The sequence below is a fragment of the Tenacibaculum crassostreae genome (assembly GCF_964512405.1).
Classification (GTDB): Bacteria; Bacteroidota; Bacteroidia; order Flavobacteriales; family Flavobacteriaceae; genus Polaribacter; species Polaribacter crassostreae.
Map to the genome: position 1 here is coordinate 98,384 of NZ_CAZELE010000002.1, position 16,478 is coordinate 114,861.

General features: G+C 31.5%; 11 protein-coding genes and 1 tRNA gene. 6 read left to right on the forward strand and 6 right to left on the reverse strand.

What is annotated here, in order from left to right; all coding sequences use genetic code 11:
- Positions 1 to 103 precede the first annotated feature (103 nt).
- The 5 genes from ACKTST_RS01435 to ACKTST_RS01455 all read right to left on the reverse strand — a co-directional run bounded on the left by ACKTST_RS01435 (position 104) and on the right by ACKTST_RS01455 (position 5,307).
- Positions 104 to 970 (reverse strand): universal stress protein, encoded by an 867-nt coding sequence (locus ACKTST_RS01435; protein WP_408046013.1) that lies wholly within the window; start codon positions 968 to 970, stop codon positions 104 to 106.
- A 3-nt stretch (positions 971 to 973) separates the two neighbouring features.
- On the reverse strand, positions 974 to 2,590 hold the full coding sequence (locus tag ACKTST_RS01440) for a BCCT family transporter (protein ID WP_408046014.1): 1,617 nt from the start codon (positions 2,588 to 2,590) through the stop codon (positions 974 to 976).
- Positions 2,591 to 2,618: 28 nt separating this feature from the next.
- A complete protein-coding gene (locus ACKTST_RS01445) occupies positions 2,619 to 3,776 on the reverse strand; it encodes a hypothetical protein (protein WP_408046015.1) in 1,158 nt (385 codons plus the stop codon).
- A 432-nt stretch (positions 3,777 to 4,208) separates the two neighbouring features.
- Positions 4,209 to 4,282, reverse strand: a tRNA-Ile gene (locus ACKTST_RS01450).
- A 53-nt stretch (positions 4,283 to 4,335) separates the two neighbouring features.
- Positions 4,336 to 5,307, reverse strand: coding sequence for a polyprenyl synthetase family protein (locus ACKTST_RS01455; RefSeq protein ID WP_408046016.1), 972 nt, complete (start codon positions 5,305 to 5,307; stop codon positions 4,336 to 4,338).
- Positions 5,308 to 5,434: 127 nt separating this feature from the next.
- Here ACKTST_RS01455 and ACKTST_RS01460 point away from each other — a divergent pair, with 127 nt between their 5' ends.
- Genes ACKTST_RS01460 through ACKTST_RS01475 form a run of 4 tightly spaced genes read left to right on the forward strand, consistent with a single transcriptional unit; the run spans position 5,435 to position 12,052 of the window.
- The gene (locus ACKTST_RS01460; protein WP_408046017.1) at positions 5,435 to 6,031 is read left to right on the forward strand and encodes a TetR/AcrR family transcriptional regulator; all 597 of its coding nucleotides are present in this window, start codon (positions 5,435 to 5,437) and stop codon (positions 6,029 to 6,031) included.
- Between the two features lie 18 nt (positions 6,032 to 6,049).
- Positions 6,050 to 7,372 carry a TolC family protein gene (locus ACKTST_RS01465; protein WP_408046018.1) on the forward strand — a complete coding sequence of 441 codons (1,323 nt, stop codon included), beginning with the start codon at positions 6,050 to 6,052 and terminating at the stop codon, positions 7,370 to 7,372.
- An 11-nt stretch (positions 7,373 to 7,383) separates the two neighbouring features.
- Positions 7,384 to 8,568 (forward strand): efflux RND transporter periplasmic adaptor subunit, encoded by a 1,185-nt coding sequence (locus ACKTST_RS01470; protein ID WP_408046019.1) that lies wholly within the window; start codon positions 7,384 to 7,386, stop codon positions 8,566 to 8,568.
- A 19-nt stretch (positions 8,569 to 8,587) separates the two neighbouring features.
- On the forward strand, positions 8,588 to 12,052 hold the full coding sequence (locus ACKTST_RS01475) for an efflux RND transporter permease subunit (protein ID WP_408046020.1): 3,465 nt from the start codon (positions 8,588 to 8,590) through the stop codon (positions 12,050 to 12,052).
- Positions 12,053 to 12,135: 83 nt separating this feature from the next.
- Here ACKTST_RS01475 and ACKTST_RS01480 read toward each other — a convergent pair whose 3' ends face one another.
- Complete coding sequence (locus ACKTST_RS01480) at positions 12,136 to 14,466, reverse strand: TonB-dependent receptor domain-containing protein (protein WP_408046021.1); 2,331 nt, start codon at positions 14,464 to 14,466, stop codon at positions 12,136 to 12,138.
- A 339-nt stretch (positions 14,467 to 14,805) separates the two neighbouring features.
- On the opposite strand from ACKTST_RS01480, the gene ACKTST_RS01485 reads away from it, so the two are divergent.
- Both ACKTST_RS01485 and ACKTST_RS01490 read left to right on the forward strand, forming a co-directional pair.
- Positions 14,806 to 15,750, forward strand: a complete 945-nt coding sequence (locus ACKTST_RS01485; protein WP_408046022.1) for a sensor histidine kinase — start codon at positions 14,806 to 14,808, stop codon at positions 15,748 to 15,750.
- Between the two features lies 1 nt (position 15,751).
- Positions 15,752 to 16,468, forward strand: a complete 717-nt coding sequence (locus ACKTST_RS01490; RefSeq protein WP_408046023.1) for a LytR/AlgR family response regulator transcription factor — start codon at positions 15,752 to 15,754, stop codon at positions 16,466 to 16,468.
- Positions 16,469 to 16,478: the final 10 nt, after the last annotated feature.

Consider the following 16,478-nt stretch of genomic DNA (forward strand, 5'->3'; position numbering starts at 1 on the left):
TTTAGAACAAACTGTTTTAGATGCTTTTATAGTAAAAATATGAAAAGAGAAAAAAGAATCGAGTAATAAAGATCGGAGCTAATTATTAGCTCCGATTTTTATTTTATGAGGCGATATAACGTTTAACTACCCATAAAGGCACGTGTAAATCTTGGGTGAATAACTCTTCAGTAACACTTCCTACTAAAAGAGAAGTGAAGTTATTGTGCCCTTTATCTGCAACAAATAAGATGTCTGTTTTGTCTTTTTGGGCAATAGCTCTAATTTTTTCAGGAATACTATCTTCACCAGCAGACGCTTTAAGAGTTTCAATTTGTTGATTTTTTGTTTTTTGAAGTAATTTTTCAAATTGTTGATCAACGTGTTTTTCTACTTTTTCTCGAGCTTTATCAATTTTTATGTAAGGGAAAAATAACTGAGGTATTTTAAAAACATTAAGTGCTTTTAATGTAGATTTTTGTTTTGAGCTCATGTCTGAAGCGGTATGAAATGCTTTTAATGAGGCAGATGAAAAATCAGTAGCTACCATAAAGTTTTTAGGGTTTAAGTTCGTTTCTTTAGGAATTAAAAGTACATTACATTTTGCCATACGTAATAACTTACCAGAAACCGAACCAGATCCTTTATAAGTGTTTTTATTACCTACAATAATTAAATTAGTATGGTATTTATTAGCAACGTAGCTAATTAAACTTTCAGTATAAGCATCGTCTGAAACTAATAGCTCATAGTTGCAATCAGCATTAAAATGTTTACTTATGCTGTTTTCAAGCTCTTCTTCTATAATTTCTTCAATGTTAATGTTTTCAAGCTGTTCAGAAAACAAGTTGCTTATTTCATATTTTTTTACATTATGAATAAAATATACGTTTTCTGTTCCGTAATTTTTAGCCAACATGCTGCAATATTTAATTAGCGTGATGTCTAATTCAGATAAATCTAAGGCTACAAGTATGTTTTTTATCTTCATAATTTAAGCTTTTTGTTTTTTAGAGTCTATAAGTCTTTTTACAGTCTCTTGATATTCTTCTTTTTCCTTTTGATTTAAACGTTTTAAATGTTCTTTGTAGTCTTCTTTTAATCCTTTAAAAAGAGAATAACACATTAACAGCAAAAGTAAGGTAAAAGGAAGTCCGGTTGCAATAGAAGCTGTTTGTAAAGCTTTTAAACCACCACCTAATAGTAATACTGCTGCCACAGCTCCTTCTGCAAGAGCCCAAAATATTCTTTGCCCTACAGGGGCTTCAATTTTTCCACCAGAAGTTAAACTATCAACCACTAAAGATCCAGAGTCAGATGAGGTAACAAAGAAACTAGCGATAAGTATAATAGCAACAATATTTAAAGCCATTGAAAATGGGAAGTCTTCTAAAAACACAAAAAGAGCGGTGGCAACATTGTCATTTACACCCTCTGCAATTGTAGTATCTCCACCTAAAATTTCGTGTAACGAGGTTGCTCCAAAAGCGGTAATCCAAAACAGTGTAATTAATGTAGGAACAATTAATACTCCTAAAATAAATTCTCTAATAGTTCTTCCTTTTGAAACACGTGCGATGAACATTCCAACAAAAGGAGACCAAGCAATCCACCATCCCCAATAAAAGATAGTCCATGAATTTTGCCATTCTGTTCCTGTGTAAGCTTCAGCCCAAGTAGAAAGATTAATTAAATCGTTAACATAGCTACCTGTGTTTTGTACAAATGATTTTAAGATAAAAATAGTAGGCCCTAAAATTACCACTGCAAGCAATAACAGTACGGCAATACGCATGTTCATTTCACTAAGGAATTTTACTCCTTTGTCAACTCCTGAAACTACAGAAATGGTGGCGATTAACGTAATTCCTACAATTAACCATATTTGTAAGGAAATACCTGAATCTAAGCCAAAAACATGTTCTAAACCAGCGGCTACTTGTTTAACTCCAAGACCTAGTGAAGTAGCTAATCCAAAAACGGTAGCTAAAACAGCAAAAATATCAATAATATCACCAATTCTACCATGAATTCTATCTCCTAAGAAAGGGTAAAAAACAGAACGTATAGTCAAAGGAAGTCCTCTAGAATAGGTGAAATAAGCTAACGATAAACCGACCAAAGCATAAATCCCCCAAGCATGTAACCCCCAGTGTAAAAAAGTAACATTCATGGCTTCTTTGGCTGCGGCTGCGGTATTTGGATCAGCTAGAGGAGGTGAAGATAAATGGTAAACAGGCTCAGCAATACTCCAAAAGAGCAGTCCGATACCCATACCAGCACTAAAAAGCATTGAAAACCAAGAAGTAGTTGAAAACTCTGGTTTTGCTTTTGCTCCTCCAATACGCAAGGTTCCATATTTACTAAATGCTAAATAAAGCATAAAGGCAACAAAAATGTTAACGGCTAAGATGAATAGCCAGCCAGTTTTGTTTGCAATAAAATTTTGAGCTGCGTCAAAATAGGATTGTGCTCTTTCTTTAAAAAGTAAAGTTAAAGTTACACTAAGTATTATTACTATTGAAGAAGTGAAGAATACAGGTCCGTTAACTTCTAGTCCAAAGATTGATTTCCGCTCGTCACTTCTAATTATTTTTTTTGCTTTCTTCATTTGTTGATGATTTGTCTCATTCATTTTGTTAAAAATAATATCCGATGTTTATGTTAAATCTCATTTCCCAATTAGCATTAGGTGTTCCGTTTGCTAAAGAATTTGTCCATACAGGACCTAACCAGGGATGATCTTTTCCTGCCGCAAAATCTATATAAGTATAAACATTACCTGCTGTTACCAAGAATCCAAAAACATTCATTAAACTGTCTTCAAAATCTACAGCTGCTTTATCCATGTAACCAAAGTCGTTATAAACTTGTATACTAGAAATAGGTTTCCATTTTACAGGGAAGGTATAAGCAGCGCCTAAAGTATATGTAGTTGCTTCTGTCGTTGTAAGGTAAGGAGCTCCATAAGCAGTTAAGGCAATAAGATTGTTATAAGTAGTATTCTTTGTGTTGTATTTGTAGGTAGATACTTGTGCTTTAGCATCAAAGTTTTTTGCGTTTAGTTGATAGTGTAAGGCAAAAGAATGATGGCTAGATGTATCTTCAGTATCTAAATTATAGAGGCCTCCATATTGTGCAGAAAACCCTATTTGGTGTTGTGTGTTTTTATTCTCGAAGAGGTAATTTACTTTACCATTTAATTGGTTTGTTTCTTTGTGTCTTAAATCCAGGATTCCATCTCCATCAATATCTATTGATGCAACATCATAAGAGTATCGGCTATCAGAAACATCAGAATTACTTCCAAAAGTAAGTTCTTCAGCATTTTTAAAAAAAGCCAAGGCGTATTCCCATTTTTTTCCTTTATGGGTAAACTTTACCCCCATATCATGATCGTCTTCTAGTCCTAAGTAGTAGTTGATGCCAAAAAACCAACTATGAGAATTGTATTGAGTATTTCCGAAAGGTACTTGGGTTAACCCTAATTGAATATTGTCTTTTTCGTTAAAGTCATAACCTAACCAGCCTTGTTTAAGCATACCACCTCCAAAACTTTGCGAGTAAAATCGATATTCAGCATTAAGCTTTATTCCTTTATATTTTGCTTTAGCATTAATTCTAAAGACGTCGAAACCGAAATCGCCTCCACGTTTTTTTTGACCGTCTTTCCAAGAAGATAGGTTGTAGTTAAATCGAAGTGCTCCGCCAATTTTAACCTCAGGTTTTTCTTGTGAAAACATAACTGTAACAAAAGAAAAAGCAACTAAGACTAGGCTTTTTTTTGAGAAATTCATTGTTGTAATAATAAATGTGAAGAAAGTGTACTAGTAAAAGTACATTTTCGGTTTAAGAGCTAAGGAAAACTCTTTTTTAGCTTGATAAAAAAAAAGGAGATTTATTTTGAAGGAGGAATGAATTTATCTGATTGATTTCTGAAAATCAAAAAGTTAAAGCTAAAAACTCTTTTGTTCTTTTTGTCTTTAAGTTTTTTTATCATATGATAGCAAAGATACTGAAAGATACTGATTAAAAAGAGCTTTTCAAAAAGAGCTTATTTTATTATGTAAATAATTCGTGAAATTAGATGAAAAAATCCCTTAGGTAGAATCATTTTTTTTTTTTTAATAAAAACCGTTAATTGTGTTGGTGAGATAAAAGTTATGATGTTTTGATTATGAGTGTTTAAAGTAAAAAAAAGCATCAACTAAATGTTGATGCTTTAAAAGTGGTCCCACATGGGCTCGAACCATGGACCCCCTGATTATGAGTCAGGTGCTCTAACCAGCTGAGCTATAGGACCTGTTAAATTTGGATTGCAAAAATAAAAACTTTTTTAAATAATCAGCTATTTTTTTACACTTTTCTACTCATTAAATTTTCACCAAAAGCACGTAAACCTTCTTTCTGTTGCTTACTTATTTGTAGGTGATTTAAGCTTTCAAAAGACTTATTTGTATAGTACTCAATAAGTTTAAAAGTTTCTTGAGGTATGTTGTTGCTTTTAAAAATCCTTGAAACTGTAGCTACTTTATCAGAATTATTTTTTTGTTTTCCGTTGTATAAAGCTTGTAAACTTTCTTTATCGGTCGTATTAGATACTTCCAAAGCCTTTAAGTACAAAAAGGTTTTCTTATTTTCAATAATGTCTCCCCCGACTTGTTTTCCGAAAGATTCAGGATCTCCAAAAGTATCTAAATAATCATCTTGTAGTTGAAAAGCAATTCCTAAATTCAATCCGTAATTATATAGGTGTTGTGCTTGTTCTTCATTTGCTTTTGCAACAATAGCTCCCATTTTTAAAGCGGCAGCAACCAAAACAGATGTTTTTAAGGTAATCATTTTAATATACTCATCGATTGTTACATCGTTTCTAGTTTCAAAATCAACATCTAATTGTTGTCCATCGCAAACTTCTAAGGCAGTTTTGCTAAATAACTGTGCTAATTTTTGAAAAACAATTGGTTCGTAATTTTCAAAATACTGATAAGCTAGAATCAACATTGCATCACCAGAAAGAATCCCAGTATTGATATTCCATTTTTCATGAACCGTTTTGTTACCTCTTCGTAAAGGAGCATCGTCCATAATATCATCATGCACAAGAGTGAAGTTGTGGAAAACTTCAACAGCTAGTGCTGCAGGTAATGCTTCTTTATAATCTCCAGAAAAAATATCGGCAGCAATAAGTGTAAGTATTGGGCGAATTCTTTTGCCTCCTAATTGAAGAATATAACCGATTGGTTCATAAAGGTTTTTAGGTTCTCTAGTGAATTTTTGAGACTCTAAATATGAGATAAAATCTGATTGATATGATAATAAGTCCAAATCTGAAATTTTTTGTAAAAATAAGGGAAACCAAAATTTTAATTGATAGTGAATGTTAAAAAAACATTAAAACTTAGGAAACTTTTTTTGTTTCTAAAGTTTCCTGTTGTATTTTTGCCGGAGTTTTATGAGAGATAAAATTTTATATACAGCAGGAGAAATGTTTTTAAATCTAGGATTTAAAAGCGTAACAATGGATGATATTGCTAAAGAAATTGGTGCTTCAAAAAAAACGATTTACACACACTTTAAGAATAAGACAGAGTTAGTGCAAGAAGTTACTTCTTCTCTTTTTTGTATGATTTGTGACGGAATAGATTTAATTCATGAGCAGCAAAAAAATCCAATTTTAGAACTTTTTGAAATTAAAAAGTTTGTGATGTTGCACTTAAAAGATGAAAAATCTTCACCTCAATATCAGTTACAAAAGTATTACCCTAAAATTTATGCCGATTTAAAAGCGCAGCAGTTTGAGTATATGCAAAAATCTATTCAAGAAAATTTACATAGAGGGTTAGAGAGCGGATTATTTAGAAAAACTATTGATGTTGGTTTTATATCACGAATTTATTTTAACGGAATGATAGCTATTAAAGATCCGAGTTTGTTTCCGCTTCAAAAGTTTTCAATGAATGAGCTGATGGATTTTTATTTAGAATATCACTTGCGTGGAATTTGTACAGAAAAAGGAGTAGGAGTATTAGAAAAAGAACTGAAAAAATAACACTATATAAACTAATTGATGAAAAAACCACTATTATTATTTTGTCTGTTTTTCTTGGTGATTAAAGGAATGTCACAAGAAAAACAAATGAGTTTGTCCTTGCAAGAGGCTATAAATTATGCTGTTAAAAATAGTTATGAAAATAAAGTTTCATTAAATAATATTGAAGCAGCAAAAAAGAAAAAATGGGAAACTACCACTATTGGATTGCCACAAATTAACGGAAAGGTAGATTATCAAAATAACTTAAAACAATTATTTGATGCAGTAGATTTTAATAATGATGGATTTCCTGACTTTGGAGCAAAACACTCTGTAAATGCTGGGGTAACCTTATCACAATTACTTTTCGATGGTTCTTATTTAGTAGGATTGCAATCGGCAAAAACCTATTTAAAAATTTCTGAACAAGCTAAAGAAAAAACTGAATTAGCTACAAGAGAAGCTATTGTAAATGCTTATGGAAATGTCTTGGTTGCTGAAAAATCAATTGAGATTTTAGAGAGAAACAAAGCTGTGTTAGAAAAGAACTTAAATGAAGTTCAAAAGACATACGAAAACGGATTAACGGAGTTGGAAAATGTTGAGCAACTTCAAATCACATTAGGTAATGTTGAAAATAATTTAAGAAATTCAGCAAGGTTAAAAGAAATCGCTTACCAAATGCTAAATGTTTCCTTAGGGAATTCTATCGATACCGAACTTACCTTAACGTCAAATCTAGATAGTTTAGTAGTTGATAATACCGATTTAAGCTTGTTGTCTTCTCAGTTCGATTTAGATAATCATATTGATTTTAGAATTGCTCAAAATGATAGAGAAAGTAAACGTTTGTTAATGAGGTTAGAGCAAAGCAAAGCACTGCCTAGTTTATCTGCATTTGTTAATTATAATGCTGTAGCAAACTCAAACTCTTTCTCCTTTTTTGAAACTTCTCAAAAATGGGTAAATACATCTGTTTTAGGAGTAAGCTTAAATGTTCCAATATTCAGTTCTTTTGGAAGAAAATCAAGAACTAATCAAGCAAAAATTGAATTAGAAAATGCTGACATCCGATTAAAAGAAGCAGAGCAAAAATTAAACTTACAAGTTGCTGCTGCAAAAAGCGAATATCAATTAGGAATTGAAAACTACGAAACAGCTAAACAAAATTTAGCATTAGCCGAAAGAATAGAGAAAAAACAACAAATTAAGTTTTTTGAAGGAATTTCTTCAAGTTTCGATTTACTACAAGCACAAAACCAATTATACACACAGCAAAACAATTACGTACAATCTATGTTGAATGTAATTGCTAAAAAAGCTCAGTTAGAAAACGCATTAAACATACCACTAAAATAAAATCAACTATAATGAGAAAAATATATTCACTTTTCATTGTTACCTTACTTTTAGCTTCTTGCGGAGGTAAAAAAGAACAATCTGTACAAGATGTATTAGCATCAAACGATTTAGCTAAACTACGTGAGAAAAAAGCTGCTTTAGATACAGAATTACAAACGTTAACAGCAGATATTAAACTTTTAAACGATGAAATATCTAAGTTAGATATAAACAAAAAAGTTCCGTTAATTACGGTGCTTACTGCTAAAGAGCAAGAGTTTAATCACTTTTTAGAGTTACAAGGAAATGTACAAACAAAACAAAACGTTTTAATCTATCCTGAAATGCCAGGGCAATTGGTTAAAATTTATGTTAAAGAAGGTCAGTTCGTAAATAAAGGACAAGCATTAGCTAAAATTGATGATGGAGGTTTGGCAAATCAATTAGCACAGATAGAAACACAAGCAGCTTTGGCAGAAACTACTTTTAATCGTCAAAAGCGTTTATGGGAGCAAAAAATTGGATCAGAAATTCAGTTTTTACAAGCAAAAACAAATTACGAAGCACAAACAAGTGCGGTTAACCAATTAAAAAGACAATTAGCAAAATCTGTAATCACTGCACCATTTTCTGGGGTTATTGATGATGTTATTAAAGAGCAAGGTACAGTGGTTGCACCAGGTATGGGATCTGAAGTTTTTAGAATTGTTAACTTAAAAGATATGTATATTGAAACAGATGTGCCAGAAAGTTATATCACTTCAGTAAAAAAAGGAAAAAATGTAGAAGTAGAGTTTCCTGTTTTAGGTGAAAAGTTAACTTCTGAAATTCGTCAAGCAGGTAATTTTATCAATCCAGCAAACAGAACTTTTAAAGTTGAAGTTGGAGTGCCAAATAAAGAAGGTAAAATTAAACCAAACTTAACTGCAAAGTTAAAAATCAACGATTACTCAAACGAAAAAGCAATTTTAATTCCGCAAAGCATCATTTCAGAAAATGCAAACGGAGAGCAATATATTTATGTTGTTGAAAATTTAAAGGATGCAGTAGGTGTTGCAAAGCAAGTAGTAATAGCTACTGGAAAAACTCAAGGAGATGTTATTGAGGTTATTGATGGAGTAGAAAACGGAGCAAAAATTATTGATGAAGGAGCACGTAGTGTTAAAAATGGTCAAGAGGTTAAAATTTTAACTGTTTCACAAGACGCTAAATAACCCATAAAAGGTATAACCAATGACTGAAAAACAAAAAAAACAAGTAGATAAAGAGTTTGGTTTATCCTCTTGGGCGATAAATAACAAAACAACCATCTATGTAATGATGGTGATGATTTTTATTTCTGGAGTTTCTGCTTTTTTAAGCATGCCTAGAGAGAACTTCCCAGAAATTAGAGAAACTAAAATTTACATCAGCTCTCTATATCCTGGGAATACTGCTGAAGATATTGAGAAATTAATTACCGATCCGTTAGAAGATAGATTAAAAACGGTAAGCAATGTGGTAGAAATTACATCTACATCGCAAGAAGATTACTCGATGGTAGTTGTAGAATTTGATGAAAATATTTCGGTAGATCAAGCTAAACAAAAGGTAAAAGACGAGATAGATCAAGAAACCTCGAGTGAGGATTGGCCAACGTTTAACGGGGCGAAAGTAGAACCAAATGTTTTTGAATTAAGTATTTCAGAAGAAATGCCAATTCTAAACATTAATATTTCTGGAGATTATCCGGTAGATAAGTTAAAAGAGTTTGGTGAATATTTAGAGGATGAAATTGAAGATTTACCAGAAATTAAAAAAGTAGATATCCGTGGAGCAGAAGAAAAAGAAGTTGAGGTAGCGGTTGATATTTACAAAATGATGGCGGCTAAGGTTAGTTTTCAGGATGTTATCAACTCGATAAATGGAGGAAACTTAACCATGTCAGCAGGTAATTTAGTTGCTAGTGGTCAACGAAGAACTATCAGAATTTTAGGAGAGATTGAAAATCCTCAAGACCTACAAGACTTTGTGGTAAAATCTGAAAAAGGAAATTCAATCTACTTAAAAGATATCGCTAAAGTTTCGTTTAAAGACAAAGACAAAACAACTTATGCACGTGAGTTTGGTGAAGCTGTGGTAATGTTGGATGTTAAAAAGCGTTCAGGTAAAAACATGGTAGAGGCTGCAGAGAAAATTCAAAAAATTGTTGGAGATACCAAAGCAAACGTTTTTCCAAGTAATTTAAAAGTTACTGTAGCAAACGATCAATCTTCAAAAACCATTGGTCAGGTAGATGATTTAGTAAACAATATTATTTTCGGGGTAATCTTAGTGGTATTAGTACTAATGTTTTTCCTCGGATTTAAAAATGCATTGTTCGTAGGATTTGCAATTCCGATGTCAATGTTTATGTCACTAATGATCTTGAGTTGGTTGGGATATACCATGAATACCATGATTCTTTTCGGATTAATTATGGGATTGGGGATGCTGGTAGATAACGGTATTGTAGTTGTTGAAAACGTATACCGTTTAATGGATGAAGGTATGCCTCGTATTGAAGCTGCTAAAAAGGGAATTGGTGAAATTGCTTTTCCAATTATCATTTCAACATTAACAACTGTTGCAGCATTTGTTCCGTTAGGAATGTGGCCTGGGACTATGGGACAATTCATGATTTATTTCCCGGTAACACTTTCTGTAGTATTAGGATCCTCTTTATTCGTAGCAATTTTCTTCAATTCAGTAATGGTATCTCAGTTTATGAGTGTTGAAGATAAAAACATGCCCTTAAAGAGAATCATAATAATGTCGTCAGTAATTGCTGTTATAGGGTTGTTAATCGTGATTTTTGGCGGAGCATATAGAGCTTTAGGTACAGTAATGATTTTTACAGCTATTATGTTGTGGATGTATCGTTTGTTTCTTAGACCTTGGGCAAATGCATTTCAAAATAAAGTATTACCGCGTTGGGAGCAATTTTATGAAAAAACATTACGAGCAGCATTAAAAGGATGGAGACCTTATGTTATTTCGTTAGGAACCTTAGTATTGTTGTTTATTGCTTTTGGAGGATTTGGAGCTTCAATTGGTAGTCAACGTACTAAAGTAGAATTTTTCCCAGATAATACACCAAATCAGATTATTGTGTATATCGAGTATCCACAAGGAACCGATATTGAAAAAACAAATCTGATTATGAAAGATTTAGAAGAGCGTGTGTATAAAGTGTTAAATGCCCCTGAATATGTAGATAATGGATATAATTTCTTGGTAGAGAGTACGGTTTCGCAAGTAGGAGCTGGTTCAGGAAATCCACAAACAGATGGCGGTTCAGCTGCTGAAATGCCTCATAAAGGTAAAATTACAGCTTCAATGCGTGAGTATAAGTTCCGTAGAGGAGCAGATAGTAAAGAGTTACAGAAAAAAGTAACTGAAGCATTGAAAGGAGTTTATCCTGGGTTGGCAATTTCTGTTGAAAAAGAAGCAGTGGGGCCACCTGCAGGATATCCTATTAATATCGAATTAGAAGGTAACGATTATGCTGAATTGATTAATACTGCTGAAAAAATGCGTGATTTTATCAATTCGAAAAGTATTGCAGGTATTGATGAATTAAAGATTGATGTAAACAAATCTAAACCATCAATGCAAGTAAATGTTGATCGTAAAAAAGCAGGAGAATTAGGTATTAGTACTTCGCAAGTTGGAGGTCAATTACGTAACGCTATTTTTGGTTCAAAAGCAGGTATTTATAAAGAAGATGGCGACGATTTTGATATCTATGTTCGTTTCAACGAAGAAAACAGGTACAATAAAAGTGCTATTTTCAACCAAAAAATTACGTTTAGAGACATGGCTACAGGAACAATTAAAGAAATTCCAGTGTCGGCAGTTGCAGAACAAACTAATACATCTGGATTTAGTGCGATTAAGCACAAGGATGTAAAAAGAGTAGTAACTGTATATTCAGCTTTGGCTCCAGGATATACTGATGCTGCTGCTATTGTATCTAAAATTCAAAATGAAATGGCAGCCTTTACAGAAAAACCAAATACTGTAAAGATTGATTATACAGGTCAAATTGAAGAACAAAACAAGCAAATGGCATTCTTAATGAAAGCGTTTTTTGGAGGTTTAGGATTGATTTTCTTGATTTTAATTTTCCAATTCAACTCAGTTTCTAAACCAGGAATCATCATGTTAGCCATCTTTTTAAGTTTGATAGGTGTTTTTGGAGGCTTAATCATTACAGGAAAACCATTCGTAATTATGATGACGATGATGGGAATTATCTCACTAGCAGGTATTGTGGTTAATAATGGTGTTGTTCTCTTAGATTATACCCAATTATTAATTGATCGTAAAAAAGTAGAGCAAGGTTTAGAAGAAGATGAGTTTGTTGATGTGAATACGTTGGGAGAAGCTATTATTAGAGGAGGTAAAGCACGTCTGCGTCCAGTATTATTAACCGCTATCACTACAATTTTAGGCTTAATTCCGTTAGCAACAGGGTTAAATATTAACTTCTTTACGTTAGCAAGTGAGTTAAATCCGCATATTTATGTAGGAGGAGATAATGTTATTTTCTGGGGTCCGTTAGCATGGACAGTTATTTACGGATTATTCATAGCTACCTTCTTAACTCTAATAGTTGTACCGATATTATTCTACTTAATCACAAAGTTTAAAATGTGGTTGCGTAGCGTTTTATAATTGATTTTTTGTTAACTGTAAAAAGGGTTGAAGCTTATTAGTTTCAACCCTTTTTTATATTAGTTTAATTGAGTAAATGAGTTTTAATCTGGTAAGCGATCCCTGTCTTTTTTACTTCTATTAAATCTATAAATGAAAGTTAGTGAAGAAAAACGACCTATTGGTCTTTCATAACGATATGCTGTATAATCTTCTCCTGTAATTAGTTGTTTACGTTCTCGAGAATCAAAAATATTATTCATATTTAAAGTTAAGGTTGCTTTGTCGTTCCAAAAATCTTTACTGATTCCTATGTCTGACCTATACTGAGCATCTGTAAATATTTGTCCGCTTTCTCGTTCACCTTGGTAATTAAAACTTGCTTGAATAGTTAATTTAGAAAACTTCATTCGAGAGTTTACTCGAGTAGACCAGTTGTTATCGTCTACCATATAAACTCCACGTTGTGTAAAAGAGAAATAGTTAAACTCACTAGATAATCTCCACCATTTATAAGGAGAGTAGCTTAAAGCTAATTCAGCTCCAAACCTTTTTTCAGTTCCTGAGTTAATTGGTTTAGAAACCAATGCTCCAAAAGAATTTGCTGTAACTAAAGTTTCAAAAACATTGGTAGTTCTTTGATGGTATATGGAAGGGTTTAAAGTAAACTTTTTCCAACGCTTTAAAAAACCTACTTCGTAAGAGTTAGTGTACATTGGATTTAAATCAGGATTACCAATACGAATATTTCTTCTATCTGAAATACCACCAAACGGATTTAAGTGCCAGAAACTAGGACGACGAATTCTTCTACTATAGCTTAATTGTAAATTGGTTGCTTGATTAAAATTATAGGTTAAATGAGCAGTAGGGAATAAATCGGTATAACTCTTATCTGTTCTAAATTGATTCTTTCTATCAGTACTTCCTGTGTTTGCATGTTCAGCACGTAAACCTAACAAATACTGCAGTTTGCTCTTTCGATTTCCATATTGAATATAGGCTCCGTAGATACGTTCATTATATTTTAATAAGTTATCTAAACTATCTATTAAAACTGTATTGTCCCAAACTTTATAATCACTATCAATATTCCTGATTTCTCCTTTTATTCCCATTTCTATATGAGACTCCTTAGTAATAGGTAATTTGAAATCAGACTGAAATAAAAAGTCTTTACTACTTTCTATATCTCTACTTTTTAAGGTGTTTATAATATTGGTTACTGGTATTAGTTGTTGTTCGTTTACTAATTCATTTTCATCATCGTTCCAAAAGTCGTATTGTAGATTTAACGTGAATTTTTGCCCTTTTTTGTCAAAGGTTTTTACATAGTTAAATTCAATTTGATTTGCTTTTTGAGGTTCTCTATAAAATTCTTGTGTTACAATTTTATTGTCTGTTTGATGAGAACTGTTTAAAAAATCAAAATTATAATCTACGGTGTTTTTACTTAAGTTGTTTCTGTGGTAGTAGCTTAAAGTAATGGTGTTTTTATCGTTGATGTAATAATCACTTCCAAAATAAATATTAAAAGTACTTCTGCTTCTTGTACTTTCTGTTGTTCTATTAGAAAAAGAGATTGGATTATTAGTCGCGTCGAAGTTTACTCTATTTAAATAACCACTACCATCAAATTTCATGTATCTATACCCGATGTTAGAAAATAAATTGAATTTTTCTTTCTTATAATTGACGTTATAATTAATTCTGTGATTATCTGGTATTCCTGTGGTTAATTGTAATGAACTTCCAAAGCTTCCTTTTTTGTTTCTTTTTAATATAATGTTGATAATTCCCGCAGTACCTTCAGCATCATATTTAGCAGACGGATTGGTAATTACTTCTACTTTTTCTATAGTTTCTGAAGGAATAGATTCTAATCCGTTATTTGCTGTTAAAACAGAAGGTCTTCCATTAATTAAAATACGAACGTTAGGATTTCCTCTTAAACTTATCCCTCCTTCAATATCTACATTTACAGAAGGAACATTGTTTAATACATCAGTTACAGAGCCACCTTTAGAAATCAAATCCTTTCCAACATTAAATACACGTTTATCAAGTTTGTATTCTGTGGTAGATTTCTCGGCAGTAATTTCTATTTCTTCTAGTTTTTCAGCATCTTCTTCCAAAGAAAAAGTAGGAATTGTTTGACTGTTGTTTATTGTAAAATTGTTGATGGTTTTGGTTTTAAAACCAATGAACTCAACTTTAATATTATACGTTCCTTTTTTTGTTTTTATAATATATTGTCCGTTTTCGTTAGTCGATTCACCAGCTATAATTTGATTAGTTTCTGGGTTAGTTAAAATAACTGTAGCAAACTCTAAAGGTAGTTTAGAGTTTTGTTCGAGTACTTTTCCTGTAATGGTTATTTGAGCTGTTAGCTTAGTTATACTTAATAGAATGAGCATAAAAAATACTTTTTTCATTTTTTTCATTTTTAATTATACTGCAAATGTGAAACAAAGTTGGTTTCAGAGTTTTGTTAATAGATAAACAGAGGTGTAAAATCGACGATTACAATAATTTGTAGAGGCTAGACAGTTTAGGGAGTAAAAAGGTTACGTTTGGGGGTGAAAAATTAAGTTTCGTCTATTTATTATAAAAGTGAAGGAATTGCTTTTATTTTTGTATTGATGAATATACTTGATAAAATTTCAGAATATATTAGAAATAATAGACTTTTTCGTCATATACTATTTTGGCTTGTTCTTTTTAGTTTAGATGTTTTTAGGGATATTATTGTAAATAGTGAAAATCAAAAGTTTATGCTCGCTAAAGCATTGATATTTATATCTATATGCTTTATTCCTGAAATAATAGCTTCTTACTTCATAGCTTATTTGTGGATTCCGAAATTCATAAAAGTAAAGAGATATGTTTTAGCTATTATAGTTTTTGTGCTAGCTTTTTATTTATTCGGTGTACTAAGTAGAGTTCTGGTAGTGCATGTTGCCGAACCTTTTATTAGAACACCTCCTTTTGAACAAGAATCTATACAAGAAATTTTTGCTGATTATAGGTGGTTATTGGCTAAGTATATACCCAATATTTTATTGAATACGTTGGTTTTTGTTGCTGTAAAATATTACTTTGAAGATGAAAGAGAAAAGTCGAAAAAGTTAATATTAGCTAAAGAAAAATCAGAAATAGAATTAAAGACACTGAAAGGGCAGTTAAATCCTCACTTTTTATTCAACACCTTGAATAATATCTATTCACTTTCTGTAATCAATTCACCAAAAACATCTACATCAATAAGTAAATTATCTGATATTTTAGACCACGTTTTATATAGATGCAATGGAAAGTTTGTTTTATTGTCTAACGAAATAGAGTTACTTAAAAACTTTATTGAGTTAGAAAAATTGCGTTACGACGAACGCTTACAGGTTACTTTTAATGAAGAAGTAGAAAACGATACTGAAGTTCCTCCGTTAATTTTATTATCATTAGTAGAAAATGCTTTTAAACATGGAGCAGGAGAGGATAGTGGTTCTCCTATAATAGATATTTATGTTTCTAATAAAGGTTCAGATTTTATTTTTAAGATTTCAAATACGGTGTCTAAAGATTATCAACCAAATAATAAAAGAAATTTAGGATTACCAAACGTTCGAAAACAGTTAGATTTAATCTACAAAGACGCTTATGTGTTAGATATTTTAGAATCAGAAAATAAATTTGAAGTAACTTTAAGGGTAAATCAATAAAATGAGTAGAAAAGTAAAATGTTTATTGGTAGATGATGAGCCTTTAGCAATAAAATTATTAGAAAAGCACATTGCCAAAATAGATAATTTAGAGGTTGTCGCTACTTGTAATAATGCTATAAAAGCATTTGAAATATTAAATACTCAAGAAGTGGATTTACTATTTTTAGATATTAAAATGCCTAATTTAACTGGAATTGATTTTTTAAAGACACTAAAAAGTCCGCCTAAGACAATTTTTACAACTGCTTATAGAGATTATGCTATTGAAAGTTACGATTTAGGTGTGATTGATTACTTACTTAAGCCTATAACCTTCGAACGCTTTTTTAAAGCAGTAGATCGTTTTTTAAAAGATAATGCTAAACCAGTAGAGAATAAATCAAGACAAGGGTCTTCAGATGAATTTATGCTAATAAAATCAGGAAACAAGTTTCATAAGGTAATTGTCGAGGATATCCTATTCATCGAAAGTTTGAAAGACTATGTAAAAATCCACACTGTCAATGATAAAAGAATTGTTTCAAAATATCGTATAAGTGAAATAGAGGAAGAGTTAAGAGATAAAAACTTTTTAAGAGTACACCGTTCATATATCATTAATATAGATAAAATTTCTGCGTTTACGGTTAACGATATAGAAGTAAATTCTATAGAAATACCAATTGGAGCTAGTTATAAAGAAAAGGTAGTTTCTTTTTTAAATAACTGGAAGTAGCATTGTATTT

Coding starts and splice junctions, on each gene's coding strand:
- ACKTST_RS01470 (WP_408046019.1), top strand. CDS start 7,384: ATGAGAAAAATATATTCACTTTTCATTGTTACCTTACTTTTAGCTTCT.
- ACKTST_RS01490 (WP_408046023.1), top strand. CDS start 15,752: ATGAGTAGAAAAGTAAAATGTTTATTGGTAGATGATGAGCCTTTAGCA.
- ACKTST_RS01475 (WP_408046020.1), top strand. CDS start 8,588: ATGACTGAAAAACAAAAAAAACAAGTAGATAAAGAGTTTGGTTTATCC.
- ACKTST_RS01440 (WP_408046014.1), bottom strand. CDS start 2,590: ATGAAGAAAGCAAAAAAAATAATTAGAAGTGACGAGCGGAAATCAATC.
- ACKTST_RS01435 (WP_408046013.1), bottom strand. CDS start 970: ATGAAGATAAAAAACATACTTGTAGCCTTAGATTTATCTGAATTAGAC.
- ACKTST_RS01485 (WP_408046022.1), top strand. CDS start 14,806: ATGCTCGCTAAAGCATTGATATTTATATCTATATGCTTTATTCCTGAA.
- ACKTST_RS01460 (WP_408046017.1), top strand. CDS start 5,435: ATGAGAGATAAAATTTTATATACAGCAGGAGAAATGTTTTTAAATCTA.
- ACKTST_RS01480 (WP_408046021.1), bottom strand. CDS start 14,466: ATGAAAAAAGTATTTTTTATGCTCATTCTATTAAGTATAACTAAGCTA.
- ACKTST_RS01465 (WP_408046018.1), top strand. CDS start 6,050: ATGAAAAAACCACTATTATTATTTTGTCTGTTTTTCTTGGTGATTAAA.
- ACKTST_RS01445 (WP_408046015.1), bottom strand. CDS start 3,776: ATGAATTTCTCAAAAAAAAGCCTAGTCTTAGTTGCTTTTTCTTTTGTT.